At 67.8% G+C, this 23,642-nt stretch carries 27 protein-coding genes and 2 tRNA genes; 13 read left to right on the top strand and 16 right to left on the bottom strand.

Annotated features, from left to right (window positions below; translation table 11 throughout):
• Positions 1 to 71: 71 nt before the first annotated feature.
• Positions 72 to 596 carry a tRNA adenosine deaminase-associated protein gene (locus tag OCU_RS26415; protein WP_026071065.1) on the bottom strand — a complete coding sequence of 175 codons (525 nt, stop codon included), beginning with the start codon at positions 594 to 596 and terminating at the stop codon, positions 72 to 74.
• Positions 597 to 725: 129 nt separating this feature from the next.
• Between OCU_RS26415 and OCU_RS26410 the strand changes: the two genes are divergently transcribed.
• Entirely contained in the window at positions 726 to 1,670 is a 945-nt protein-coding gene (locus tag OCU_RS26410) for a prephenate dehydrogenase (protein ID WP_162130203.1), read from the top strand.
• Here the strand turns inward: OCU_RS26410 and OCU_RS26405 are convergent.
• Genes OCU_RS26405 through OCU_RS26385 form a run of 5 tightly spaced genes read right to left on the bottom strand, consistent with a single transcriptional unit; the run spans position 1,633 to position 5,675 of the window.
• Positions 1,633 to 2,232: a putative glycolipid-binding domain-containing protein gene (locus OCU_RS26405; RefSeq protein WP_008263137.1), complete on the bottom strand. Its 600-nt coding sequence runs from the start codon at positions 2,230 to 2,232 to the stop codon at positions 1,633 to 1,635. The two genes, OCU_RS26410 and OCU_RS26405, sit on opposite strands and share 38 nt — an antisense overlap.
• Positions 2,233 to 2,949: an ABC transporter permease gene (locus tag OCU_RS26400; protein WP_009956728.1), complete on the bottom strand. Its 717-nt coding sequence runs from the start codon at positions 2,947 to 2,949 to the stop codon at positions 2,233 to 2,235.
• On the bottom strand, positions 2,946 to 3,632 hold the full coding sequence (locus OCU_RS26395; protein ID WP_008263134.1) for an ABC transporter permease: 687 nt from the start codon (positions 3,630 to 3,632) through the stop codon (positions 2,946 to 2,948). The genes OCU_RS26400 and OCU_RS26395 overlap by 4 nt, the downstream gene beginning before the upstream one ends.
• Positions 3,632 to 4,726: an ABC transporter ATP-binding protein gene (locus OCU_RS26390; protein ID WP_014378880.1), complete on the bottom strand. Its 1,095-nt coding sequence runs from the start codon at positions 4,724 to 4,726 to the stop codon at positions 3,632 to 3,634. The genes OCU_RS26395 and OCU_RS26390 overlap by 1 nt, the downstream gene beginning before the upstream one ends.
• Position 4,727: 1 nt before the next feature.
• Positions 4,728 to 5,675, bottom strand: coding sequence for an ABC transporter substrate-binding protein (locus OCU_RS26385; protein ID WP_014383657.1), 948 nt, complete (start codon positions 5,673 to 5,675; stop codon positions 4,728 to 4,730).
• A 99-nt stretch (positions 5,676 to 5,774) separates the two neighbouring features.
• Here OCU_RS26385 and OCU_RS26380 point away from each other — a divergent pair, with 99 nt between their 5' ends.
• Complete coding sequence (locus tag OCU_RS26380) at positions 5,775 to 6,125, top strand: LapA family protein (protein WP_008263131.1); 351 nt, start codon at positions 5,775 to 5,777, stop codon at positions 6,123 to 6,125.
• Here OCU_RS26380 and OCU_RS26375 read toward each other — a convergent pair.
• Complete coding sequence (locus tag OCU_RS26375; protein WP_009956732.1) at positions 6,122 to 7,174, bottom strand: phosphotransferase family protein; 1,053 nt, start codon at positions 7,172 to 7,174, stop codon at positions 6,122 to 6,124. The genes OCU_RS26380 and OCU_RS26375 overlap by 4 nt on opposite strands.
• A 63-nt stretch (positions 7,175 to 7,237) precedes the next feature.
• Entirely contained in the window at positions 7,238 to 7,876 is a 639-nt protein-coding gene (locus OCU_RS26370) for a histidine phosphatase family protein (RefSeq protein WP_009956733.1), read from the bottom strand.
• Positions 7,877 to 7,953: 77 nt separating this feature from the next.
• On the opposite strand from OCU_RS26370, the gene OCU_RS26365 reads away from it, so the two are divergent.
• From OCU_RS26365 to OCU_RS26340, 6 genes are all read left to right on the top strand, one after another.
• Positions 7,954 to 8,616 (top strand): class I SAM-dependent methyltransferase, encoded by a 663-nt coding sequence (locus tag OCU_RS26365; protein WP_009956735.1) that lies wholly within the window; start codon positions 7,954 to 7,956, stop codon positions 8,614 to 8,616.
• A 57-nt stretch (positions 8,617 to 8,673) separates the two neighbouring features.
• Positions 8,674 to 9,726, top strand: a complete 1,053-nt coding sequence (locus OCU_RS26360) for a phosphotransferase family protein (RefSeq protein ID WP_009956736.1) — start codon at positions 8,674 to 8,676, stop codon at positions 9,724 to 9,726.
• An 11-nt stretch (positions 9,727 to 9,737) separates the two neighbouring features.
• Positions 9,738 to 10,502, top strand: a complete 765-nt coding sequence (locus OCU_RS26355) for an SDR family NAD(P)-dependent oxidoreductase (protein WP_009956738.1) — start codon at positions 9,738 to 9,740, stop codon at positions 10,500 to 10,502.
• Between the two features lie 71 nt (positions 10,503 to 10,573).
• The gene (locus OCU_RS26350; RefSeq protein WP_009956739.1) at positions 10,574 to 11,857 is read left to right on the top strand and encodes an acyl-CoA dehydrogenase family protein; all 1,284 of its coding nucleotides are present in this window, start codon (positions 10,574 to 10,576) and stop codon (positions 11,855 to 11,857) included.
• Positions 11,838 to 12,461, top strand: coding sequence for a TetR/AcrR family transcriptional regulator (locus tag OCU_RS26345; protein ID WP_009956740.1), 624 nt, complete (start codon positions 11,838 to 11,840; stop codon positions 12,459 to 12,461). The genes OCU_RS26350 and OCU_RS26345 overlap by 20 nt, the downstream gene beginning before the upstream one ends.
• On the top strand, positions 12,461 to 13,429 hold the full coding sequence (locus tag OCU_RS26340; RefSeq protein WP_014378878.1) for an NADPH:quinone oxidoreductase family protein: 969 nt from the start codon (positions 12,461 to 12,463) through the stop codon (positions 13,427 to 13,429). The genes OCU_RS26345 and OCU_RS26340 overlap by 1 nt, the downstream gene beginning before the upstream one ends.
• 7 nt (positions 13,430 to 13,436) lie before the next feature.
• Here the strand turns inward: OCU_RS26340 and OCU_RS26335 are convergent, their stop codons facing one another.
• Positions 13,437 to 15,311, bottom strand: a complete 1,875-nt coding sequence (locus OCU_RS26335; RefSeq protein ID WP_009956742.1) for an alkyl/aryl-sulfatase — start codon at positions 15,309 to 15,311, stop codon at positions 13,437 to 13,439.
• A gap of 169 nt (positions 15,312 to 15,480) precedes the next feature.
• Between OCU_RS26335 and OCU_RS26330 the strand changes: the two genes are divergently transcribed.
• The gene (locus OCU_RS26330; protein WP_008263112.1) at positions 15,481 to 15,972 is read left to right on the top strand and encodes a lipoprotein LpqH; all 492 of its coding nucleotides are present in this window, start codon (positions 15,481 to 15,483) and stop codon (positions 15,970 to 15,972) included.
• On the opposite strand, the gene OCU_RS26325 is transcribed toward OCU_RS26330, so the two are convergent.
• The 5 genes from OCU_RS26325 to OCU_RS26310 form a co-directional block, all read right to left on the bottom strand.
• Positions 15,973 to 17,487, bottom strand: a complete 1,515-nt coding sequence (locus OCU_RS26325; RefSeq protein ID WP_014383651.1) for a sensor histidine kinase — start codon at positions 17,485 to 17,487, stop codon at positions 15,973 to 15,975.
• Positions 17,465 to 18,169 (bottom strand): two-component system response regulator TcrX, encoded by a 705-nt coding sequence (gene tcrX / locus OCU_RS26320; protein WP_008263107.1) that lies wholly within the window; start codon positions 18,167 to 18,169, stop codon positions 17,465 to 17,467. Before tcrX ends, OCU_RS26325 begins: the two co-directional genes overlap by 23 nt.
• A 153-nt stretch (positions 18,170 to 18,322) precedes the next feature.
• Positions 18,323 to 18,478, bottom strand: a complete 156-nt coding sequence (locus OCU_RS51360) for a DUF6131 family protein (protein WP_008263106.1) — start codon at positions 18,476 to 18,478, stop codon at positions 18,323 to 18,325.
• A gap of 22 nt (positions 18,479 to 18,500) precedes the next feature.
• Positions 18,501 to 18,740: a hypothetical protein gene (locus tag OCU_RS26315; protein ID WP_008263104.1), complete on the bottom strand. Its 240-nt coding sequence runs from the start codon at positions 18,738 to 18,740 to the stop codon at positions 18,501 to 18,503.
• 277 nt (positions 18,741 to 19,017) lie between these two features.
• Positions 19,018 to 19,962: a class I SAM-dependent methyltransferase gene (locus tag OCU_RS26310; protein ID WP_009956747.1), complete on the bottom strand. Its 945-nt coding sequence runs from the start codon at positions 19,960 to 19,962 to the stop codon at positions 19,018 to 19,020.
• A 125-nt stretch (positions 19,963 to 20,087) separates the two neighbouring features.
• Between OCU_RS26310 and OCU_RS26305 the strand changes: the two genes are divergently transcribed.
• From OCU_RS26305 to OCU_RS26295, 3 genes are read left to right on the top strand one after another with little or no spacing between them, the layout of a single operon-like run.
• Positions 20,088 to 20,447, top strand: coding sequence for a nuclear transport factor 2 family protein (locus OCU_RS26305; RefSeq protein ID WP_009956748.1), 360 nt, complete (start codon positions 20,088 to 20,090; stop codon positions 20,445 to 20,447).
• A gap of 39 nt (positions 20,448 to 20,486) precedes the next feature.
• Complete coding sequence (locus OCU_RS26300) at positions 20,487 to 21,485, top strand: phosphotransferase family protein (protein WP_009956749.1); 999 nt, start codon at positions 20,487 to 20,489, stop codon at positions 21,483 to 21,485.
• Between the two features lie 18 nt (positions 21,486 to 21,503).
• A complete protein-coding gene (locus tag OCU_RS26295) occupies positions 21,504 to 21,995 on the top strand; it encodes a hypothetical protein (RefSeq protein ID WP_008263097.1) in 492 nt (163 codons plus the stop codon).
• A 284-nt stretch (positions 21,996 to 22,279) separates the two neighbouring features.
• Here OCU_RS26295 and OCU_RS26290 read toward each other — a convergent pair.
• Positions 22,280 to 22,352, bottom strand: a tRNA-Arg gene (locus OCU_RS26290).
• 41 nt (positions 22,353 to 22,393) lie between these two features.
• Positions 22,394 to 22,482: transfer RNA gene (locus OCU_RS26285), tRNA-Ser, on the bottom strand.
• An 85-nt stretch (positions 22,483 to 22,567) separates the two neighbouring features.
• On the opposite strand from OCU_RS26285, the gene OCU_RS26280 reads away from it, so the two are divergent.
• Entirely contained in the window at positions 22,568 to 23,635 is a 1,068-nt protein-coding gene (locus OCU_RS26280) for a pyridoxal phosphate-dependent aminotransferase (protein ID WP_014378874.1), read from the top strand.
• The last annotated feature ends 7 nt before the right edge of the window (positions 23,636 to 23,642 follow it).

Here is a 23,642-nt window from a genome sequence, read left to right as displayed (position 1 = left end):
GGCGGCGACCCGCTGCGCCCGGCTCCATCAGTGGTGGCGACCCGCTGCGCCCGGCTCCGCCGCGCTTGCGATCACCGACCGAGGCGGTCGATCACCGCCGACAGCTGATCGGCGAAGCCCATCTCGCGGGCGATGCGGCCCAGCTGCTCGTCGGCATACAGGTCGGTCTCGTCGAGGATGACCCCCAAGACCGCCTCGGGCAGCCCGATGTCGGACAGCAGCCCCAGGTCGCCCTCTTCGAAGGGATCGGAATCCTCGAGGTCGTCGGGATCGATGTCGGCGTCGAGCTTGTCGAGCACTTCCGCGGCGATGTCGTAGTCCAACGCTGCGGTGGCGTCCGAGAGCAGCAGCCGCGTCCCCGACGGCGCGGGCCGCACGATGACGAAGAATTCGTCATCGACGTCGAGCAGGCCGAAGACAGCCCCGGCGCTGCGCAGTTCACGCAGCTCCGTCTCGGCGGCCGCCAGGCTCGTAAGCGACTTGCGGGCCATTGGAGCACAGCGCCACTGTCCCTCTTCACGCACGACCGCGACGCCGAAGCCGTCCGGCACATCTGCGGACAGGCCCTGGGCGGAGGCCCGTTGTTGTGCTCCCATGGCCGCTTACGGTAGTCCCTGACCAGGCCCCTGACCAGATGGAGCCTGGTAGCGGCGACATCTGACAGCGACCTATCCGAACGGATGTGCCAACCTTGGAATGTGGCAAGCCCTCCTTCTAAGACACCGGTGTGTGTGCTCGGGCTGGGGCTGATCGGTGGCTCGATCATGCGGGCCGCCACGGCGGCGGGCCGTGAAGTCTTCGGCTACAACCGCTCCGTGGAGGGCGCGCAGGCCGCGGCCGCCGACGGCTTTGACGCCTCCACGGAGCTCACCGAGACCCTGACCCGCGCCGCCGGCTCCGGCGCGTTGATCGTGCTCGCCGTACCGATGCCGGCGATGGCGGGCATGCTCGCGCACATCAAGGACACGGCCCCGGCGTGCCCGTTGACCGACGTCACCAGCGTCAAAAAGGCGGTGCTCGACGAGGTCGTCGCGGCGGGTCTGCAGGAACGCTTCGTCGGGGGCCACCCCATGGCGGGCACCGCGCATTCGGGTTGGACCGCCGGCTACGCCGGGTTGTTCGCCGGGGCGCCGTGGGTGGTCAGCGTCGACGACCATGTCGACCCGACGGTCTGGTCGATGGTGATGACGTTGGCGCTGGACTGCGGCGCGGTGGTGGTGCCCGCCAGATCCGACGAACACGACGCCGCCGCGGCCGCCATCTCGCATCTGCCCCACCTGCTCGCCGAGGCGCTGGCGGTCGTCGCCGGGGACGTCCCGTTGGCGTTCGCGCTGGCCGCCGGGTCATTCCGCGACGGGACCCGGGTGGCGGCCAGCGCCCCGGATCTGGTGCGGGCGATGTGCGAGGGCAACTGCGACCAACTGGTGCCCGCGGTCGACCGCGTCATCGAACTGCTGAGTCGCGCCCGCGATTCGCTGGCCCACCACAACTCGGTCGCCGACCTCATCGAAGCCGGCCACGCCGCGCGAACGCGTTACGACAGCTTCCCGCGCAGCGACATCTTCCACGTCGTCGTGGGCGCGGAGAACTGGCGCCAGGAACTGGCCGCCGCGGGCCGCGCGGGCGCGGTGATCAGATCCGCTCTGCCAAGCCTGGATAGTCGACGATGAATCCTTCGTCGTCGACGCTCACCGTGGTGTCGGCGATCGGCGTGTGCACCTTGATCTCGCCGCGACTGCCCGCGCTGCTGTAGCTCACCGTGTCCGCGATGATGGACATCTCGGGCACGTTGACGTAGACGACGGGCAGCGTGACCGACGCCGCCTGCTCGTGCAGGCCGAGCCGCCGGATCGGCAACGCGTTGAAGAAGGGGCTGAACTCCACGTCGACGTCCAGGGCGCCGTTGTAGGCCGCGCGGTGCTCGCCCTGATGGTCGGTGACCAACCACATGTTCTCTTCGTCGCGTGCGAAGGAGAAGACGCGTTCGCGCTCGGCCAGGGTGACGGTCATCCCGAGCCGCTTGGTGGCGCCGGTTTCATCGGTCAACAGGTCGTAGTAGGCGCCGAACGCCGGGTTGGCCTCGGTGGCGGCCGCGACGATGCGGCCGTTGGCCTTGATTCTCTTGCCGGACACCTGGAGTCGTACCGATTCCATCCGGGAGACGTCCTGTGCGCGCCAGGTGAGCATCGCCTGCCAAACGCGGCGAGACGGGTCGGAGGGGGCTGCGTTCACTCATCTACCGTAAGACGTCCCCGCGAACCGCTGCGGAAGTGTCCGGTAAGTGCGTCGCAGGCGGCCGGTGCCCGGCACCGATGCCCACACCAGCAACGCCAGCAGTCCGTCGAGCACCAGCGCCAATGCGGCCACCATCAGCGCCCCGACCAGGGCCAGGTGAAACTCGCGTTCCTTGATCCCATCGATCAGGTATCGCCCCAAACCGCCGAGGCTGGCATAGGCGGCCACCGTTGCGGTGGCGACCACCTGCAGCGTCGCGTTGCGCAGCCCACCGAGCATCAACGGCAGCGCATTGGGCACCTCGACGCGCAGCAGCACCTGGGCCTCGGTCATGCCCATCGCCCGGGCGGCGTCGACGACCGTCGGGTCGACATTGGCGATCCCCGCGTACGTGCCGGCCAGCAGCGCGGGCACACCCAGCAGCATCAGGGCCACCAGCGACGGTCCCAGGCCCAACCCGAACAGCAGCGTCCCGAACAGCAGCACGCCCAGCGTCGGCAGGGAGCGCAGCCCGTTGACGGCGCCCACCACGAACAGGGTGCCGCGGCCGGTGTGCCCGATGACGAGCCCGACGGGAACGGCGATCAGCGCCGAGGCGCCCACCGCGATGGCGGTGTATTCGAGGTGCTCGAGGATGCGGGCCGCGAGTCCGACCGGCCCGGTCCAGTTGTCGACGGTCAACACATACGAGATAGCCCGATCGACGAAGTTCATCGCGCGCCACCCACGACGGGCGCGACGACCGAGCGGCGGCCGGCGGTATCTACGGCGCGGACCCAGGGTGTGGCCAGCCGGCCGGCGCACACGATGAGCACATCGATGACGACCGCCAGCGCGAACAGCGCGATGATGCCCGCCAGGATCTGATCGCTCTTGTCGGTTTGATACCCCTGCGTGAACCAGCTGCCCAGCCCGCCGATCCCGATGACCGAGCCGACCGAGACCATCGCGATGTTGGTCACCACCACTACCCTCAGGCCGGCGATGAGGACCGGAACCGCAAGCGGGAGGTCGACTTTCACGATCCGCGTGATGGGCGGGTAGCCGACCGCGACGGCGGCGTCGCGGGTCTGGGCGGGGACCGCGTCTAGCGCCTCGAGCACCGCGCGCACCAGCAGCGCGGCGGTGTAGGCGGTCAGCGCGACGATCACGTTCGCCTCGTCGAGGATGCGCGTTCCGATGATCATCGGCAACACCACGAACAGCGCCAGCGACGGGATGGTGAACACGACGCTGGCGGCCGCGGTCGTGAGCGTGCGGGCGATCCGCGTGCGCTGCACGGCCAGGCCCAGCGGCAGCGCGATCGCCAACCCGATCACCACCGGCACCAACGACAGCCGCAGGTGCACGATCGTCAGCCACCACGCGTCGTCGAGATGGGTGAGCAGATAGTGCATTATCGGTTCCCCCGTTGGGATTCCACCGCGGCCAGCACGTCGGCGGCCAGCACCCCGCCGATCACCTTGCCGCCGTCGTCGACGGCGATGCCGACCCCCGACGGCGACGACAGCGCGGCGTCGAGCGCCTGGCTCAGATTGCCCCGCGGCCGAAACAGCGATCCCGCCCCGCTCATGCAGTCCGACAACGGTGCGCCGTCGCGGTGCCGCCGCGCGCCTTCGGCGTCGATCCAGCCCAGCGGCGCTCCCCCGCCGTCGACCACCACCGCCCAGCCGTCGGAAAGCCCTGCCCCGGAAAGCGTCTCGGGCGTGATCCGCGCGACGTCGTGCAGCGGCAGTCCGGCCGCGTCGAGGCGTTGCAGCCAGCGATAGCCGCGGCCCAGACCGATGAACCTCGACACGAAGTCGTTCGCGGGTCGCGACAGCAGCCGAGCCGGCTCGTCGTACTGCTGTAACGATCCGCCCTTGAACACCGCCACCCGTTCGCCGAGCCGCAGCGCCTCGTCGATGTCGTGCGTGACGAAAACGATCGTCTTGTGCAGATCGCTTTGCAGGCGCAGTATTTCGTTCTGCAGCTCGTGACGGACCACCGGGTCGACCGCGGAGAACGGCTCGTCCATCAGCAGGATCGGCGGGTCGGCGGCCAGGGCACGCGCCACGCCCACCCGTTGCTGTTCACCACCCGAGAGCTGCGCGGGATAGCGGCGGGCGAGCTTGACGTCCAGCCCGACCCGCTCGAGCACCTCGTAGCCCGCTTTGCGGGCGGCGCGGCGGGACTGCCCCCGCAACACCGGAACCGTTGCCACGTTGTCGATCACCCGCTGGTGGGGCATCAGGCCCGCGTGCTGGATGACGTAGCCGATCCCGAGCCGCAGTTTCACCGGGTCTCGGGTGGCGACGTCGACGCCGTCGATCGCGATGGTGCCCGACGTCGGTTCGATCATCCGGTTGATCATGCGCAGGGCCGTCGTCTTGCCGCTGCCGGAGGACCCGACGAACACGGTCAGCTTTCCACTGGGCACCTCCAGGTTGAGGCGGTCCACCGCGGTGGTCCCGTCGCCGAAGACCTTGCTGACCTCATCGAAGGTGATCACGTCATCCGCCGATCGGGTGGTTGAAGCCGTTGTCCCGTATCCAGTTTCGGGCCGCCTCGTCGGGATCGATACCCGAGTTTCCCGACACCGCAGCGTTGAGCCCGGCAACCCCGGAGGTCGTCAGCTTCGCCGACACCGCGTCCAGTACATCTTTGAGCAGGCCGGAGTTCTTTTGCGAATTGACCAGCGGCACAATGTTTCCCGCCACGAAATTGTGCTCCGGGTCGTCGAGCACCACCAGGTGGCCCTGCGGTATGGCCGGTGAGGTGGTGAAAACGTTGGCGGCGTTCACCCTTCCGTCGAGCAAGGCGCGCACGGTGACCGCGCCGCCGCCGTCGTCGATGGCGACGAAGTTGCCCGGCCGGATGTCGAGCCCGTATTTCTGTCGCAGGCCGGGCAGCCCGGCCGGCCTGGTCGCGAACGCCGACGGCGCCCCGAATCGCACCTCGGCCGAATGCGCGGCCAAGTCGGCGATGGTCTTCAGGTTCCACGCGTTCGCCGTTTGACTGGTCACGGTGACGGTGTCGGTGTCGGTCGCGGGCGCGGGCGTCAGGATCGACAAATCGCCCGGGAGGCGGCGGCGGAGCTCCAGCTCGACGACATCGAGAGTGGTCGCCTCCGAGTCCGGGGCGAAATACAGCAGCAGGTTTCCGATGTATTCGGGCACCAGATCGATGGAATGGTCCTTGAGCGCAGGGATATACGTCTCCCGGCTGCCGATCCCCATCCGCCTTCCGATGTCAAACCCGTTGGCTTGCAGGGCTTGTGCGTAGATCTCGGCGATGATCTGTGATTCCGGAAAGTCCCCGGAACCGACAACGATGGACGAGGGGCTTTTGACCTGCGCCCCCAGCGGGTCGGAATTGCTGCAGGCCGCTACAACGCACATCGCCGTCAGCAGCGCTGCCGCGCGCACGATCACGCCGTGCGGGCGCGGCGCTAGCGTCATACCGCCGACCCTAACGCCCCAACCGGGCGCACGCTGGCCTGCGAGGATCGGTTGCCCGAATCGGTTTCATTCTGGCCCGGATCGGGCAAAGATGACATTATGAGCAGCCCCAACCCTGCGTCGCCCGGACAGCCGTCCCCCAAGCCCACCCACGGGGACAAGACCGGCGCATCCACCAAGGAACCCGCTATCGGGTTCACTCGCGCCGGTGCGCTGTGGTCGTCGCTGTTCGCCGGCTTCGTGATTCTGATTCTGTTGCTGATTTTCATCACCCAGAACACGGCGCCGACGGACTTTCGGTTCTTGGGCTGGCACTGGACCCTGCCCCTGGGTGTGGCGATCTTGCTGGCCGCCGTCGTCGGCGGTCTGATCACGGTGGCGGTCGGCACCGCTCGGATCTTGCAGCTGCGCCGCGTGGCGAAAAAGCACCACACGGCCCCACCGCGCTAGCCGGGCAGCTTGGCCAGTTCGGCCAGGCCGCGGGAGATCAGCGGCGCCACCACCTCGGGCGTGTGCTCGGCGGCGTCGCCCGCGCCACGAGCCTGATCCGACATCCGGCGCCGGAAGTCGATGCCGGCGGCGATGATCGCGAGTTTGAAATACGCCAGCGCCATGTAGAACTCCCAGTGCGCCAGCGGTAAACCGGCCACCAGCGAATAGCGGTCGGCCAGCTCGTCGGCCGTCGGCAGCAGCGGTGAGGTCCACGCGGCCTGCGCATTGACGATCAGGTCCAGCGCGGGGTCGCGGTACACGCACATCAGGGCCGCGTCGGAGAGCGGATCCCCCAGTGTCGAGAGCTCCCAGTCCACCACGGCCCGAACCTTTGTCGGGTCGTCGGCATCCAGGATCGTGTTGTCGATCCGGTAGTCGCCGTGCACGATCGACGTGCGGCTCTGCTGCGGAATCGCCTCGCCCAGACCGGAATGCAGCCGCTGCACATCGGAGTCGCGACGGTCCTCGGGCAGCCGCACCAGATCCCATTGCGAGCCCCACCGCCGCACCTGTCGCTCCAGATACCCGCTGGGCTTGCCGAAGTCGGCCAGGCCGACGGCGTTGGGATCGACATTGTGGAGGTCGACGAGCACCCGGATCAGCGAGTCCACGCAGCCGCCGATGACGGTGTGGCTGAACGACTCGAGTTGGGCGCGGCGGCGCACCACCTGGCCGGCAACGAATTCGACGATCTGGAACGGGGCGCCCAGCACCGAATCGTCTTCGCACAGCCCGATCGTGCGCGCCACCGGAACCGGCGTGTCCTGCAGCGCAGCGACCACCCGGTACTCGCGGGCCATGTCGTGGGCCGACGGCGTCAACCCGTGCAGCGGCGGTCGGCGCACCAGCCAGCTGGTCGCGTCGTCGTAGACGCGGAACGTCAGGTTGGAGCGGCCACCGGAAATGAACTCCGCCCGTAACTCCCCGTCGCGCCCGATCCCGAGTGAACGCAGGTAGGAGTCCAGCGAGGCCAGGTCAAGCCCCTCGAGTTGGTCAGCTGAAGTCACCGAACTTGTCTACCATCGCCGGCCACGACCCGGTTCACCACCTGCGATTTGCCGGCGTCCCGGTCAGCCCGTCCCGCGGTTCGCGTCATCGTCGAGCAGCCGCTGGTTTCGCGGCAACAGATCCCAGACGTGCTCGGTGGTGTTGACCGCGGCGACCGTCGCCTGACCGGACCGGGAGAACAACAGTCGCGTGACCGATGCATAGTCGACGGGAAAGGACAGCAGTCGCGCCGTCCCGAGGATCTCGTGCAGCAGCACGTTGATCACCCCGCCGTGGCTGAACACCGCGACCGTGTCTTCGGGTTCGGCGCTCGCGACGAGGCCGTCGACCGCGGCACGTACCCGGGCACGAAACGCATCCTCGTCGACCGCGCTGGGCAAATGCCCCTGCGCCAGGCGCGCCCACTCCTCGGGCATCTCCGCGCGGATCTGCTCGACGGGGATGTACACCGGAAGGTCGCGGTCATACTCGGCGAAGCGGTCGTCGATCTCGACGGTCAGCCCCCGATCCGCCGCGACCGGTTCGGCGGTCTGGATGGCCCGGCGCTGCGGGCTGCTCACCACCCGCGAGATGGGAAACCTGGCGAGCCCCTTGGGCAGTCGCTCGATTTGGGCCAACCCCTCCGCCGACAGGTCCGGATCGGAACCTTGGCCGTGTTCGCTGCGCAGCGGCAGGGCGTGCCGGACCAGAAGCACTTGCATATTTCTTCCTGTCGTTCGAAGGTGGCAGCGCCAGTTTCTCATCGCGTCCGTGCCGCCGATCCCCAGGAGGATTCTTTATGACCCAACCGGATCGGGATTGGGACGCCGCCTACCGGCAGGCGGCGCCGCCCCCGTGGAGCATCGGCCGGCCCCAACCGGAGCTGGCGCGCCTCATCGATCAGGGCCTTGTCCGAAGCGAGGTGCTGGACTCCGGCTGCGGCCATGCCGCACTTTCGCTGGCGCTCGCGGCGCGCGGCTACACCGTCGTCGGCCTCGACGCGAGCGCGACCGCGGTCCAGGCGGCGGCCGCCGCGGCCGCCGAGCAGGGTCTGAGCACCGCGAGCTTCGCGCAGGCCGACGTCACCACCTTTCGTGGCTATGACGGCCGCTTCTCCACCATCCTGGACAGCGGCCTTTTCCACGCGCTGGCGCCGGAACGGCGCCAGGATTACGTGCAGTCCATCTTTCGGGCCGCGGCGCCCGGGGCGGCGTTGTACATCCTGGCCTTCGCCGCGGGGGCGTTGGACCAGGCCCACCCGGACCGGCCGGGCCCGCCGGGCTTCACCGAAACCGAATTGCACGACGCCGTCTCGACGCTGTGGCGGGTCGATGACATTCGCGTGGCCAAGGTCTACGGCAAGGACGAGTCTTCGGACGGCTCGCTGGCACACCTCGAACACGACGACGAGGGCCACTTCATGGCGCCCGGCTTCCTGCTGAGCGCTCACAAACCCGGCTGAGCCTTGCCGCCACCGTGGAGAATGCTATTCTCCCTACGGAGATTGGGGTGTGCAGCGATGGCCGAGCGCGTGACTGAATCGGGGCTGGATGCGGACGTCCTCGCCCGCTGGCTGGACGCGAACGACGCACCCGGTGGTGGCGAACGGCCGCGGCTGACCCAGCTGAAGGGCGGCTCGCAGAACACCCTCTATCTGGTGGAGCGGGGCGGGCAGCGGATGGTGTTGCGGATGCCCGGCGCCCGGGCCGACGCCGCGCGCATCGACGGCCTGCTGCGCGAGATCCGGCTGGTGCGGGCGCTGTCCGGTACCGATGTGCCGCACGCGGCGCTGATCGCCGCCGACGACACCGGCAGCGTGCTCGGCATGCCCTTCTACGTCATGCAGGCGATCGAGGGGTGGAGCCCGATGGACGGCGGCTGGGCCCCGCCGTTCGACATCGATCTCGCCGCCCGCCGCGGCCTGGCGTTCCAACTCGTCGAGGGCGCCGCCAGGTTGGGCCGGGTGGACTGGCGCGCGCAGGGGCTCGAGGGCTTCGGCCGCCCCGACGGATTCCACGAGCGGCAGGTCGATCGCTGGCTGGCGTTCCTCGACGCTTACAAGGTGCGGGAGCTGCCGGGCCTCGACGAGGCCTCGGACTGGTTGCGCCGCAACCGCCCGGCGCATTACCGGGCGGGCATCATGCACGGCGACTACCAGTTCGCCAACGTGATGTTCGCCCACGGTTCGCCGGCCCGCCTGGCGGCGATCGTGGACTGGGAGATGACGACCGTGGGCGACCCGCTGCTCGACCTGGCGTGGTGCCTGCTGGGTTATGACGGTGAAAACCCGCGCGAGGACGGGTTTTATCTCGACATGCGCGGCATGCCCTCGCGCAGCGAGCTGTTGGAGCACTACGAAACCGTCAGCGGGTTGGCGACCGAGAACATCGACTACTACCTGGTGCTGGCCAACTGGAAGCTCGGCATCGTGCTAGAGAAGACGTATGCGGCCGGCGTGCGCACCGGACCCCAAAAAGGAGGGGTCGACCCCAAGATCACCGACGCGTTCGGGCCGATGATCCTTTCGCTCATCGCCACCGCGGCCGACCTCGCCCGATCGCTGACGACCTAGGGGATGCTGAGATGGGTTATGCCGACCAGCTTTTCGATCTGACCGGCCGGGTCGTCCTGATCACCGGCGGCAGCCGCGGGCTGGGACGTGAGATGGCGTTCGGCGCGGCCCGCTGCGGCGCGGACGTGGTGATCGCCAGCCGCAACCTCGACAACTGTGTCGCCACGGCCAAGGAGATCGAGGCCGAGACCGGCCGTTCCGCGATGCCGTATCAGGTGCACGTGGGACGCTGGGACCAGCTCGACGGGTTGGTCGACGCGACATACGAGCGGTTCGGCAAGGTCGACACGCTGATCAACAACGCGGGCATGTCGCCGCTGTACGACAAGCTCACCGACGTGACCGAGAAGCTGTTCGACGCCGTGGTCAACCTGAATCTCAAGGGCCCATTCCGCTTGTCCGCGTTGGTCGGTGAGCGCATGGTGGCGGCGGGCCGGGGGTCGATCATCAACGTGAGCACGGCCGGATCGCTGCGTCCGACGCCGGACATCATTCCCTACGCCGCGTCCAAGGCCGGGCTCAACGCCATGACCGAGGCGCTGGCGAAGGGTTTCGGGCCGGCGGTGCGGGTCAACACGCTGATGGCCGGGCCGTTTCTCACCGACGTGAGCAAGGCGTGGAATCTCGACCAGGCGACGGAGAAGCCCTTCAGGCATCTCGCGTTGGAGCGCGCCGGCGATCCGCGCGAAATCGTCGGTGCCGCGGTGTTTCTCGCCTCGGACGCCTCGAGCTTCACCACCGGATCGATATTGCGCGCCGACGGCGGCATTCCTTAACACGTGGCGATCACAAGCGCGGCGAGGCCGGGCGCAGTGGGTCGCCACCAATGAACGAGTAGGAGCATTCGATGTCTTGGGACTTTTCCACCGAACCGGAATTCGAAAAGAAGCTGGAGTGGATCCGCGAGTTCGTGCGCGAGGAAGTGGAGCCGCTGGAGGTGTTGTTCCCCGGCTGCGAATTCCTGCCGCTCAACGACGAGCGGCGCAAGATCGTCGACCCGCTCAAGCAGCAGGTCCGCGACAAGGGTCTGTGGGCGCCGCATCTGGGGCCCGAGCTCGGCGGGCAGGGCTTCGGCGCGGTCAAGCTGACGTTGATCAACGAGATCCTAGGCCGCAGCCCGTGGGCCCCGATCGTGTTCGGAACGCAGGCCCCCGACACCGGCAACGCCGAAATCATCGCCCGCTTCGGAACCCAGGAGCAGAAGGACCGCTACCTGTCGGGGCTGCTGTCGGGTGAGATCTTCTCCTGCTTCTCGATGACCGAGCCGCAAGGCGGTGCCGACCCGCGGGTCTTCACCACCCGCGCGGTCCGGGACGGTGACGACTGGGTGATCACCGGCCGGAAGTACTTCTCCTCCAACGCCTCCGTCGCCTCCTTCTTCATCGTCGTCGCGATCACCGATCCCGACGTGCCGGTGCACACCGGCGCATCGACGTTCCTCATCCCGGCCGGCACCGAGGGACTGGTCCTGGAAGCCAACCACCACCTGGTCGGCGCGGATCCGCACGAGCCCGGGCATTCCCTGGTGCACTACAACGACGTGCGCGTGCCCGCCGACGCCCTGCTGGGCGAGCCCGGTCAGGGCTTCCTGATCCTGCAGACCCGGCTGGCCGGCGGGAGGCTGCATCACGCGATGCGGTCCATCGGGATGGCCCAGCGTGCTGTCGAGATCATGTCACGGCGGGCGAAAAGCCGCTTCACGCAAGGCAGTCTGCTGGCCGACAAGCAACTCGTGCAGGAGTTCGTCGCCGATTCCTACACCGAGTTGATCCCGTTCCGGCTGACGGTGTTGCACGCCGCCTGGCTGATCGACCAGGGCGACGAGCGCGGCGCGCGGGCGGAGATCGCCGCCTGCAAGATCCTGGCCTCCCAGGTGCTCAAATCGATTGCCCTGCGCGCCATCCAGGTGCACGGCGCGCTGGGGCTCACCGACCAGCTGCCCCTGGTCAACGTGTTGCTCGGCGGCATCGCGCTCGGCCTGGCGGACGGCCCTACCGAGGCGCACAAGGTCAACCTGGCGCGGATGCTGCTCAAGGGGTACGAGGCCGAAGAAGGCGACTGGCCCAGCGAGATGCTCGACGTGCGGCGGGCGGCCGCCCGCTCCAAATACGGTGAGCTCGTTGACCTCTAACCGGGTCGCCGCGGCCGTCGAGCGGGCGCTGGACGACCGCCAGCGGGAAGCCACCGAGGAGGTGGAACGCATCCTGGCGGCGGCGGTGCGCGTCATGGAACGCGTGGCGCCCGAGCCGCCCCGGGTCAGCGACATCGTCGCCGAGGCGGGTTCGTCGAACAAGGCGTTCTACCGCTATTTCGCCGGCAAGGACGATCTCATCCTGGCCGTCATGGAACGCGGGGTGGCCATCGTCGTGTCCTACCTCGAACATCAGATGGCCAAGGAGTCCGAGCCCCGCGACAAGGTCGCGCGGTGGATCGAGGGCACGCTGGCGCAGGTGGCCGACCCGCATCTGATCAGCATGACCCGAGCGGCGGCCGGACAGATGTCGGCCGGCACGGGTTGGCGCGCCGCCGACCAGGAAATGATGCGGCCGCTTCGCGCGCTGCTCGTCGAACCCGTTGCGGCGCTGGGTAGTAGCGACGTCGAACGCGACGTCGAGGCGGTGTTCAGCTGCACGGCGGCGACCCTGCGCCGCTACGTGGGCTCGGCCGACGAGCCGGGGCCCGACGACATCGCACACGTGGTGCGGTTCTGTTTGCGTGGACTGGGGGCCAATTGATGCGCGCGGTGATCTGCCGTTCCTACGGCACGCCTGAGGACCTGGTGATCGACGACGTGGCCGACCCCGTTCCGGGGCCCGGCCAGCTGCTGGTGCGGGTGCGCGCGGCCGCGGTCAACTTCCCCGACGTGCTGTTCATCGCCGGCAAGTACCAGGTGAAGATCCCGCCGCCGTTCATCCCCGGCAACGAGATCGCCGGCGAAGTCATCGCCGCCGGCGACGGCGCGCCGTTCCGTCCGGGACAGCGCGTGTCCGGGACCACCTTCGGGGCGTTCGCCGAGCTGGCGCTGCTCGATGCGAGCCAGGCCGAGCCCGTGCCGGACGACGCCGACTTCGCGTCGGCCGCCGCCTTCGGGGTGACCTACCGCACCGCCCATCACGCGCTGCGCTCGACCGCCGCTGTCGCGGAAGGAGATTGGGTCGTCGTGCTCGGCGCCGCGGGCGGCGTGGGCCTGGCCGCCGTCGATCTGGCCGTGGCGATGAAGGCGCGGGTGCTGGCCGCGGCGTCGAGTCCGGAAAAGCTGGAGCTGTGCCGGCGGCGCGGCGCCGAGGCGACCGTCGACTACGACCGGGAGGACCTGAAGTCGCGGATCCGTGAACTCACCGGCGACAGCGCCCGGGTCGTCCTGGACCCGGTCGGTGGATCGTATTCGGAACCGGCGCTGCGCGGGCTCGCGCGTGGCGGCACCTTCGTCACGCTGGGATACGCGGCGGGCGCGATCCCGGCCATACCGCTCAATCTCATTCTGCTCAAAGACATCTGCGTGCGGGGCATGGAGATCCGCACCTTCATGAGCGATTACCCCGACAATGCCGTCCGCGACATCAAGGAGCTGTCGCGGATGTTCGCCGCCGGCACGGTCCGGCCATACATCGGCGCGCGATTCCCGCTGTCCGAGACCGCCGCCGCGCTGCGGCACGTCGCCGACCGCAAGGTGCTGGGCAAGGTAGTGATCGACGTCGGGTGACGCCGTGTCACGGTGTGACGATGTTGAAACTCGGGTCCGGCCCGTCGAGCACATCCAGCAAGGCCTGCAGCGCGCCCCGGTCACCGGATAGCTCCAGACCGGCTGAGGCGAAGTCACCCGCCGCCAGGCTCAGGAGCCGAATCTTGCCGGGCAGCTTGACCGTAACGGATGCCGTCGCGGGGTCGGGCGCCGCCTTGCGGTGGACGAGCACCCCGTTGCGCAGCGCGAGCCGATAGTTGACCGCCGTGTCGGCCAAGGTGACGTCGACGGCGACGTCGAGATCCCAGCTGCGCGGGCCGTTGACCCGGATGGACAGGCTGTCGAAGATCTGCTCCGGGGTCAGCTGGGTCAGCATGGACGACGACGTTGTGGTGGTGGCCGTGCCGACGTTGCCGTCGCGCAGCTCCATCGCCCCGCTCAGGAAGAAATTGCGCCAGGTCGCGTTTTCGGCACCGTAGGCGAGTTGCTCGAGCGTGTCCGAGTACAGCGCACGGGCGCCGGCATGCGCGCTGTCGGTGAAGACCGCATGATCCAACAATGTTGCGGCCCAACGGTAGTCACCGAAGTCGAATGCCTTTTGCGCAAGGTCGACGACCCGGTCGATGCCGCCCATCGCCTCGACATACCGGGGCGCGAGCGCCTCGGGAGGGTGGGGCCACAGCCGGGCCGGGTTGCCGTCGAACCAGCCCATGTAGCGCTGATAGACGGCCCTGACGTTGTGGCTCACCGAACCGTAGTAGCCGTGCGTGTGCCAGGCACGCTCGAGTGCCGGTGGCATCTGGAACATTTCGGCGATCTCGACGCCGGTGTAACCCTGGTTCAGCAACCTCAGCGTCTGATCGTGCAGATATGCATACAGATCGCGCTGCAAGGACAGGAACTCGACGATGCTGTCGCGCCCCCAGGTCGGCCAGTGGTGGGAGGCGAATACGACGTCGGCGCGGTCGGCGAAGGCGTCGATCGCCTCGGTGAGATAACCGGACCAGGCGTGCGGGTCGCGCACCACCGCGCCGCGCAGGGTCAGCAGGTTGTGCAGGTTGTGGGTCGCGTTCTCGGCCATGCACAGCGCGCAGAAACGCGGGAAATAGAAGTGCATTTCGGCGGGCGCCTCGGTGCCGGGCGCCATCTGGAACTCGATCTCCACGCCGTCGATCGTGTGCGTTTCACCGGTAGTTGCGATGTCGACGGTGGGGACGATGACGGCGACCTCGCCGGTGGACGGCGCCTGGCCGAGCCCGCAGCCGACCTGACCCATCGGCCCGCGCGGCAGCAGGGTGCCGTACATGTAGGTTGCCCGCCGCGTCATTGCCGGTCCGGCGTAGACGTTTTCGGAGACCGCGTGCTCGATGAAGCCTTCCGGCGCCAGCACCGCCACCGTGCCCGCATCCACGTCGGCCTGCGAGGTGACGCCCAGGACGCCGCCGAAGTGATCGACATGGCTGTGGGTGTAGATCACCGCGACGACGGGCCGGTCGCCGCCGCGATGCTCGTGGTAGAGCGCCAGTGCCGCCGCGGCGACCTCGGTGGAAATCAGGGGGTCGATGACGATGATGCCGTTGTCGGTTTCCACGAACGTCACGTTGGAGATGTCCAACCCGCGGACCTGGTAGATGCCCGGCACCACTTCGTAGAGGCCTTGTTTGGCGGCCAGCGTCGACTGCCGCCACAGGCTGGGATGCACCGACGTCGGCGCGGGTCCGTCCAGGAAGGCGTAGGCATCGTTGTCCCAGACGATTCGGCCGTCTGCCGCCCGAATCACGCACGGCGACAAGGCCGCAATGAATCCGCGGTCCGCGGCGCGGAAATCGGCGTCGTCCTGGAAAGGCAGGACCTGTCCGCGGTGGGCGGACTCGATGACGGGAGTGGGAGGCTTGTGATCCACCTTCTCCACCTTGCCATTGATGCTGCAGGCCCCGAAAGCATTTCACCGACGAATAATGAATACAGCAACAATTTCTCGGGGTTCTGGATTCTCGGTCCAGTTAACCCGCATACTGCCCAGACGGCCCTCAATGCCGAGGACCGCAACTATCGGGCAAAAAGGAGAACAGGTGAAGCGTCAATTGACGGTCGCGGTGGCCGGGGCGGCGATTCTCGCCGCGGGCATTTCCGGATGTTCGGGTGGTAACAAGTCGGGAACGAGCGCGAGCAGTTCCGCCAGTAGCTCGGGTACGAGCGCGTCGGCTAGCACCGGCGGCGCCGCCGGCACGAAGGTCACGATCGACGGCAAGGACCAGAACGTGTCCGGTTCGGTCGTGTGCACAAATGCGGGTGGCACCATCAACATCGCGATCGGTGGCGCAGCGACCGGCATCGCCGCCGTGCTCAGCGACGGCAACCCCCCGCAGGTGAAATCCGTTGGGCTGGGCAATGTCAACGGCGTGACGCTGGGCTATACCTCGGGCACCGGGCAGGGCAATGCAACCGCCAGCAAGGATGGCAACAGCTACAAGATCAGCGGCACCGCCACCGGGGTGGACATGGCCAACCCCATGCAGCCGGTGAACAAGCCGTTCGAAATCAATGTGACCTGTAACAGCTAGCTAGGCCGATGCGGGCGGTTGCCATCCGTTGGGTGGCAACCGCACCGTGAACTCGGTGCGGCCCGGTGAGCTGTCGACCGCGATCGTCCCGTTGTGCGCCCTCACCACGGCCGAGACGATCGCCAATCCCAGCCCGGTGCTGCCTCCCTTGCGCGAGCGCGAGGAATCACCGCGGGCGAACCGTTCGAAGACCTCCGACTGCAGCGCCGCGGGAATGCCGGGCCCGTTGTCGATGACCTGCAGCACGGTGTGCGACGGCTCGGTGCTCAACCGCGTCGTCACCACGGTGCCCGCGCCGGTGTGGACGCGGGCGTTGGCAAGCAGATTCGTCAGGACCTGGTGGAGCCGCGCCGCGTCGCCGGTGACGACCACCGGTTCTTCGGGGAGGTCGAGTTCCCACTGATGATCCGGTCCCGCGACGTGCGCGTCGTTGACCGCATCCACCGCCAACCGCGACAGATCGACCGATTCGCGTTCCAGCGGCCGGCCGGAATCCAGGCGGGCCAGCAGCAGCAGGTCCTCGACGAGCCGCGTCATCCGCTCGGTCTCGGACGCCACTCGGCTCATCGCCTGCGCCACCGCCTCGCGGTCGTCGCCCATCCGTTGCGTCAGTTCGGTATAACCGCGGATCGCGGCCAGGGGCGTGCGCAGTTCATGGCTGGCGTCGGCGACGAACTGGCGAACGCGAGTCTCGCTGGCCTGGCGCGCCGACAGCGCTTCCGCGATGTGGTCGAGCATCCGGTTGAGCGAGGCACCGAGCTGTCCCACCTCGGTGGAGGGGTTCGCGTCGGATTCGCGTACGCGCACAGGCAATTCGACCTCGCCGCGCGACAGCGGCAGATCGGCGACCTGGCCCGCGGTTTGGGCGACGCGGCGCAACGGCGCCAGCGCCCGCCTGATGATCACGACCCCGGCGATCGTCGCGGCCGCCAGCGCAACCGCGGTGACGATCCCGAAGATGACGAGCATCCGGATCAGGGTGGCGTCGATGTTGGACATCGACAGGCCGGTGACGATGATGTCGCTGCCGTTTCGGCTCGGCGCCGCGACGACGCGGTAGCGGCCGAGGCCGTCCAGGTTCAGCGTGACCGGCGCGCGGTTGCCGGCGATCTGTTCCAGTTGGGTCTGGGCGGTCGGGGTCAGGTCATCCCTGGTGCCGCTGCTGGTCAGGTAGCCGGCGTCAACCGTCTTGCCGTGGCTGACCACCGCCGCCACCATGCCCGCCGGCTGACCCGGGGCGTCCAGGAACCGCGGGCCGGGGCCCGGCCTCGGATAGTAGGAGTGCTGGTGGTGGTGCCATCCCGGGTGGTTCGGCTCGGGGTACATCAGCGCCGAGCGGAACGAGGTCCCGGCGAGTTGGCCGTCGAGCTGCTTGACCAGGTGATGGTTGAGCGCCAGTTCGGTCACCGCGGTGATGCCGACGCAGACGATCGCCAGGACGACGATCTGGCCGACCAACAGCCGCAGCCGAAGGGACCAGACCCTTCGCGGGTCAGCGGGCCGGCTTGAGGACATAACCCGCGCCGCGCAGTGTGTGGATCATCGGATCGCGACCGTTGTCGATCTTCTTGCGCAGGTAGGAAATGTAGAGCTCGACGATGTTGGAGCGGCCGCCGAAGTCGTAACTCCATACCCTGTCCAGGATCTGGGCCTTGCTCAGCACCCGCTTGGAGTTGCGCATCATGAACCGCAACAGCTCAAATTCGGTCGAGGTCAACGAGATTGGCTCCCCGGCGCGGGTGACCTCGTGGCTGTCCTCGTCGAGCACCAAATCCCCGACCACCAGCTGTGCGCCGCTGTCCACGGTCGTCACCCCGGTGCGGCGCAACAGCGCCCGCAACCGCAGCACGACCTCTTCGATGCTGAACGGCTTGGTGACGTAGTCGTCGCCGCCGGCGGTCAGGCCGGCGATGCGATCCTCCACCGCATCCTTGGCCGTCAACAGCAGCACCGGCAGCTGTGGGATCTCCCCGCGCAGTTTGTGCAGGACGTCGAGGCCGCTCATGTCGGGCAGCATCACGTCGAGGACGACGACGTCCGGACGCTGGTTGCGGGCGGCCGCGATGGCCGATTCCCCGTCCCCGGCGGTGGAGATGTTCCAGCCCTCGTACCGCAGCGCCATCGACACCATTTCGGCCAGGACGGGTTCGTCGTCTACGACCAGCACGTTGATGGGGTTGCCGTCCGCTCGGCACATGACAACCCGCTCTACAGAGGCTCGGGGCTGCGTCACAAGCTCCAGTATCCGTCACCGACTGAGCCCAGACTATGACGAACCTATGCGCGCCCTGTGAAACGAAACGCGCGACTGCCGGAGCAGTCGCGCGATCGTGGTGTTCGGCCGTAGCGGTTAATACCAGTAGCGCCGGCCGGCGACCGGACGGCCGATCGAGCCCAGAATCCAGAGGATCGCGCCGATCACCAGCAGCACGATTCCCAGCGTGGTCAGCACGGGTACGTGGAAGAAATACCCGAGAACAAGCAGGACAATTCCTAAGATAACCATTTCGACTTCCTTCGGGTGAGGGTTAGAGGTTGACCGATTGCATTGAACTTGGTTGCGGCAGATGGCAATCCGTGACTTTCGGGTTGACCCCGAAGTAATTCAGGGGTCCGGCGATCACGGTCACCGCAACCGTGCCCGCGGAGGCGCATGTCGTCTGGTCGTTTTTGAAGTAATCCCGTTGCCACGCCGCGAAGGCTCCGATCAGCAACCACACCAAAGCAACCGTTCCGATGATCCCGCTGCCACGCATCGTGACCTCCATTGTGAGCGAGAAGAAGTTTTCTCGTGGTGCTGAAGTTACCCATTCGACTTATGCCTAAACATGCAATGGGTTATGCGGCAGCGCTTGTCGGCACATCCCGGCACGTCAGAGGCGGTCGAAGCGGCGGCCGGCGACCCGCGCTCCCACGGCCGGGAGGGCCGTGCCCGCTGGATTAGCTCAGCTAACTCGAGGACCCGCCCCGATTCGAGGCGTTCCTATCGAAATGGCGTGCCTGAGCCGCTAAATTAGCAGCGGCACTTTCGATCTCGGCGTTCGGTCAGCCCGGCCGCCGCTGTGCGGACACATAGAGGGTGGGCGGCATCGAATCCTCCGCACCCTGCGGGATCCGGCGGTCATACCGGGCCATCAACTCGGCGAACGTCGCGGTCGTGACGTCCCAGCCGCGGCCGCGCAGCCAGCCGTCGACGGGCGTGCGCTCCTCCGGGTACCACAGGTCGTCGAAGTCGGTGATCTCGGCGTTGACCAGCTTGGCTGCCGCCGCCCGCATGCGCCGCATGTCCTCGCGCTGGCGTTGCACACGGTCGGGGTCGGTGAAACCCGATTCGGGCACGTTGGACGCCAGCCAGCTGCCCTCGGCGCTCAGCGAATCGATCCGCTCGAACAGCAAGTCCTGGGCCTGCGCCGGTAGATAGCGAACGAGCCCTTCGGCCGACCACACCGCAGGTCGCGAAGCATCAAACCCCGCTTCCCGCAACGCTTTCGGCCAATCCTGGCGCAGGTCGATCGGCACGTTGACCAGCTGCGCGGTCGGCTCCGCGCCGTGTTCGCGCAGCGTGTTGGATTTGAATTCCAGCACCTTGGGCTGGTCGAGCTCGTAGACGACCGTGCCGTCGGGCCACGGCAGCCGCCAGCTGCGCGCGTCCAGTCCGGCCGCCAGGATCACCACCTGGCGCACGCCGGCGTCGGCCGCGCCCAGGAAGAACTCGTCGAAGAATGCCGTCCGGGTGGCCATGAAGTCGACCATCAGCTGCAGCCGCGCCCGCAGATCGGGCTCGATGTCGGCCGCCTTGGCCAGCAACGCCGGGTTGGCATAGATGCTCCACATCCCCTCGCCCGCGGCGTCGACGAACACCCGCGCGAACGGGTCCTTGATCAGCGGGTTGTCACTCTCGGTCTCCGCGGCGCGAGCTGCGGCGACGCCGAGCGCGGTGGCGCCGACGCTTTGGGTGATTTCCCAGGAATCGTTGTCGGTCCGCGGCATGGGCAGTTCCCTTCCCCAGAAAGTAAGTTATGCACACTATTCTTCCAGCCGCCGCCACCGGCCGCCTCCCGTCGCCCCTGCCCTAGTCTTTTTCCCAGACGGTCCACAGGTTGCAAGGGAGTGCCATGACGCCCACCCCGTCGCGTACGCCGCAGGAAGTGTTCGCCCACCACGGCGCCGCGCTGGCCGCGGGAGACCTTGACGAAATCCTCACCGACTACGCCGAGGACTCCGTGCTGATCACGCCCGCCGGCGTCGCGCGCGGCAGGCAGGCCATCCGCCGGGTCTTCGCGCAACTGCTCGCCGATATCCCGGATGCCAACTGGGACTTGAAGACCCAGCTCTTCGACGGCGATGTGCTGTTCCTGGAATGGGCCGCCGATTCGGCGGCCAGCCGGGTCGACGACGGCGTTGACACCTTCGTGTTCCGCGACGGCGTGATCGCGGCGCAGACCGTCCGATACACGCCACACCCGAAGGGCTGAGCAGTGGACTCCGTGAATCTTCAAGCCGTAGCGGAATGGATGTCCGGGCAGGGGCTCGGCGAGGGCCCGCTGGAAGGCGTCTCCAACGTCACCGGCGGAACGCAGAACGTCATGCTGCGGTTCAGCAGGGCCGGGCGGCCCTACGTGCTGCGGCGCGGGCCCCGGCACCTGCGTCCGCGCAGCAACAGCGTGATCCTGCGGGAAACGAAAGTCCTTGCGGCGCTGGCAGGTTCCGATGTGCCGCATCCGCACCTGATCGCCGTCTGCGAGGACCCCGCCGTGCTGGGCGACGCGGTCTTCTACCTCATGGATCCCGTCGACGGATTCAACGCCGGCGAGGGTCTGCCGCCTTTGCACGCGGGCGACGCGAAGGTGCGACACGGCATGGGGCTGTCGATGGCCGACGCGTTGGCCAAGCTCGGTGCCGTCGACCATGTCGCCGTCGGCCTCGCCGAATTCGGTAAGCCGGAGGGCTTTTTGGAGCGCCAGGTGCCGCGCTGGCTTTCCGAGCTCGAGTCCTACAACGACTACGAGGGTTATCCCGGGCCGCAGATCCCCGGCATCGAGGAGGTGTCGACCTGGTTGGACCGGCACCGGCCGGCGCACTGGACGCCGGGCATCATGCACGGCGACTACCACGCGGCCAACGTGATGTTCTCCCGCACCGGGCCGGAGGTGGTCGCGATCGTCGACTGGGAGATGTGCACGATCGGCGATCCGCTGCTGGACCTGGGCTGGCTGCTGGCCACCTGGCGCCAGCCCGACGGCTCCAGCGTGTTCAGCCACGCCCTGGGCGGCCAGGACGGATTGGCCAGTACCGACGAGCTTTTCCAGCGCTACGCCGCCAACACCACCCGCGACCTGTCACACATCACCTGGTACACCGTGCTGGCCTGCTTCAAGCTGGGGATCGTGATCGAGGGGACGCTGGCCCGGGCCTGCGCGGGAAAGGCGGAGAGGGAGGTAGGCGACCAATTGCACGCCGCCACCGTGCATCTGTTCGAGCGGGCGCTGCGCCTCATCGACAACGAGGGCTGACCTACTAGCATTCGTCTCGTGCCGCCCTATCCCGAGGAACCGGATTACTACTCCGAGCCCACCGCGGCCGCGCGGTACGGCGGCGGCTATTACGACGCCGCGCCGGAGCCGCCCGAGCCCCCGACGCCCTGGTACCGCCGCCCGGCGGCGCTGGTCGCAGCAGGCGCCATAGGGGCGCTCCTGCTCGGCGCGGTCGTCTTCGCGGCGGTCAAGCTCGCGAGCAATTCGCCGGCGCCCAGCCCGGCAACCACGACGACGCCGGCGCCGTCCACCACCGCGCCGGTGACCACCACGACGACGGAGCCACCCCGGCACCACGGCGGCGGCGGTGGCGGCCCGACCGAGACGGTCACCGAGACCGTCCCGCCACCGAGCACCGACACTCCCACGACGACCGTCTCGCCCAGCACGGTCACCGTGACGCCGAGCACCGAGACCAGCACCGTCACCCAAACGGTGACCGAGCCGCCCCGTCGGGGGCCATTCGGCGGACCGTTCGGCGGACGCTAGCGGTCGGCGCGGGTGTGCCCGGGTTCCGTCAAACCCGAGGGCACAACATAATTCGGCCGCTTACAACAAGGTGCAAGTGGTGACACCTGCTGCGCTTGTACTGCAACCGCATGCAGACGTCAGCAGGGCGCTGGAGGCGATTACCAGGGCGGCGAGGATTTTGGTGACACGGGACATGACTCAACTCCGATGTTCGCACGGAACTGAACTGAGGCCCGAGGCCGATGATATTACGCGCAGACCGCGCTGCCTGTGACACGTTTGACGCACGAAAAATGGCTGAGCGCGCCCGAAGGGATTCGAACCCCTAACCTTCTGATCCGTAGTCAGATGCTCTATCCGTTGAGCTACGGGCGCCTGTTCTTCAGTTGTCGTTCCGTGTTCCGTTCAGGACCCAGCGGAGGCGAGAGGATTTGAACCTCCGGTCCCCTTTGAGGGGGACAACTCATTAGCAGTGAGCCCCATTCGGCCGCTCTGGCACGCCTCCCTTTTGGACTTTCTGAGGGTACCGACCCCTTTCCGGTCTCGCGGAACCGGCCATACTGTACACAGTTGAGACATAAACTGTCGAAGTGACCGCCCGTCTACGCTCCGAACTGGCCGGACTGCCAGTGTATGTGCCCGGCAAGAACGTGCCGGGCTCGATCAAGCTGGCCAGCAACGAGACCGTTTACGGCCCGCTACCCAGCGTGCACGCGGCGATCGAGCGGGCCATCGCCGTCGTCAACCGCTACCCGGACAACGCCAGCGTGGACCTCAAGGCGGCGCTGGCCATGCACCTGGGTTCCGACGTCGCCCCCGAGCACATCGCGGTCGGCAGCGGTTCGGTCACCTTGTGCCAGCAGCTCGTTCAGATCACCGCCGCGGCCGGCGACGAGGTGATGATCGGCTGGCGCAGCTTCGAGTGCTACCTGCCCATCATTCAGGTGTCCGGCGCGACGACCGTGCGGGTGCCGCTGACCGATCACACGCATGACCTCGACGCGATGCTCGCGGCGATCACCGACCGCACCCGGCTGATCTTCGTCTGCAACCCCAACAACCCGACGTCCACGGTCGTCGACCCGGACGCGCTGGCCCGATTCGTGGACGCCATTCCGTCGCACATCCTCGTCGCCCTCGACGAGGCCTATGTCGAGTACGTCCGCGACGGCATGCTGCCCAACAGCCTCGAGCTGGCCCTCACCCGCAGCAATGTCGTTGTGCTGCGGACCTTTTCGAAGGCGTACGGGTTGGCGGGCCTGCGGGTCGGCTATGCGGTCGCCCACCCCGACCTGATCACCGCCCTGGACAAGGTCGTCATGCCGTTTGCGGTGACGAACGTCGCGCAGTCGGCCGCCATCGCGTCGCTGGACGCCTCGGCCGAGTTGATGGCCCGCACCGACGCACTGGTCGGCGAGCGCACCCGCGTGAGTGACGCCCTGCGCGACGCCGGGTTCGAGCTGCCGCCGTCGCAGTCGAACTTCGTCTGGCTACCACTGGGGTCGCGCACCATGGACTTCACGGAGCAGGCCGCCGAAGCGCACCTGGTGGTGCGGCCGTTCGCGGACGAAGGCGTTCGTGTCACCATTGGTGCTCCGGACGAAAATGACGCTCTGCTGCGTTTCGCCCGCGATTGGATAGCCCGCACCGAATCCTGAGGAGAGC

The organism is Mycobacterium intracellulare ATCC 13950 (genome assembly GCF_000277125.1).
In the GTDB taxonomy this organism is placed as follows: Bacteria; Actinomycetota; Actinomycetes; order Mycobacteriales; family Mycobacteriaceae; genus Mycobacterium; species Mycobacterium intracellulare.
The sequence above is the reverse complement of the archived record's forward strand: the minus strand, read 5'-3'. Positions and strand labels throughout refer to the sequence as shown.

Coding starts and splice junctions, on each gene's coding strand:
- OCU_RS26370 (WP_009956733.1), bottom strand. CDS start 7,876: ATGCAAGTGCTTCTGGTCCGGCACGCCCTGCCGCTGCGCAGCGAACAC.
- OCU_RS26385 (WP_014383657.1), bottom strand. CDS start 5,675: ATGACGCTAGCGCCGCGCCCGCACGGCGTGATCGTGCGCGCGGCAGCG.
- OCU_RS26315 (WP_008263104.1), bottom strand. CDS start 18,740: ATGGAGGTCACGATGCGTGGCAGCGGGATCATCGGAACGGTTGCTTTG.
- OCU_RS26360 (WP_009956736.1), top strand. CDS start 8,674: ATGGCCGAGCGCGTGACTGAATCGGGGCTGGATGCGGACGTCCTCGCC.
- OCU_RS26340 (WP_014378878.1), top strand. CDS start 12,461: ATGCGCGCGGTGATCTGCCGTTCCTACGGCACGCCTGAGGACCTGGTG.
- OCU_RS26380 (WP_008263131.1), top strand. CDS start 5,775: ATGAGCAGCCCCAACCCTGCGTCGCCCGGACAGCCGTCCCCCAAGCCC.
- OCU_RS26395 (WP_008263134.1), bottom strand. CDS start 3,632: ATGCACTATCTGCTCACCCATCTCGACGACGCGTGGTGGCTGACGATC.
- OCU_RS26365 (WP_009956735.1), top strand. CDS start 7,954: ATGACCCAACCGGATCGGGATTGGGACGCCGCCTACCGGCAGGCGGCG.
- OCU_RS26325 (WP_014383651.1), bottom strand. CDS start 17,487: ATGTCCTCAAGCCGGCCCGCTGACCCGCGAAGGGTCTGGTCCCTTCGG.
- OCU_RS26305 (WP_009956748.1), top strand. CDS start 20,088: ATGACGCCCACCCCGTCGCGTACGCCGCAGGAAGTGTTCGCCCACCAC.
- tcrX (WP_008263107.1), bottom strand. CDS start 18,169: ATGTGCCGAGCGGACGGCAACCCCATCAACGTGCTGGTCGTAGACGAC.
- OCU_RS26400 (WP_009956728.1), bottom strand. CDS start 2,949: ATGAACTTCGTCGATCGGGCTATCTCGTATGTGTTGACCGTCGACAAC.
- OCU_RS26355 (WP_009956738.1), top strand. CDS start 9,738: ATGGGTTATGCCGACCAGCTTTTCGATCTGACCGGCCGGGTCGTCCTG.
- OCU_RS26300 (WP_009956749.1), top strand. CDS start 20,487: ATGTCCGGGCAGGGGCTCGGCGAGGGCCCGCTGGAAGGCGTCTCCAAC.
- OCU_RS26310 (WP_009956747.1), bottom strand. CDS start 19,962: ATGCCGCGGACCGACAACGATTCCTGGGAAATCACCCAAAGCGTCGGC.
- OCU_RS26415 (WP_026071065.1), bottom strand. CDS start 596: ATGGGAGCACAACAACGGGCCTCCGCCCAGGGCCTGTCCGCAGATGTG.
- OCU_RS51360 (WP_008263106.1), bottom strand. CDS start 18,478: ATGGTTATCTTAGGAATTGTCCTGCTTGTTCTCGGGTATTTCTTCCAC.
- OCU_RS26350 (WP_009956739.1), top strand. CDS start 10,574: ATGTCTTGGGACTTTTCCACCGAACCGGAATTCGAAAAGAAGCTGGAG.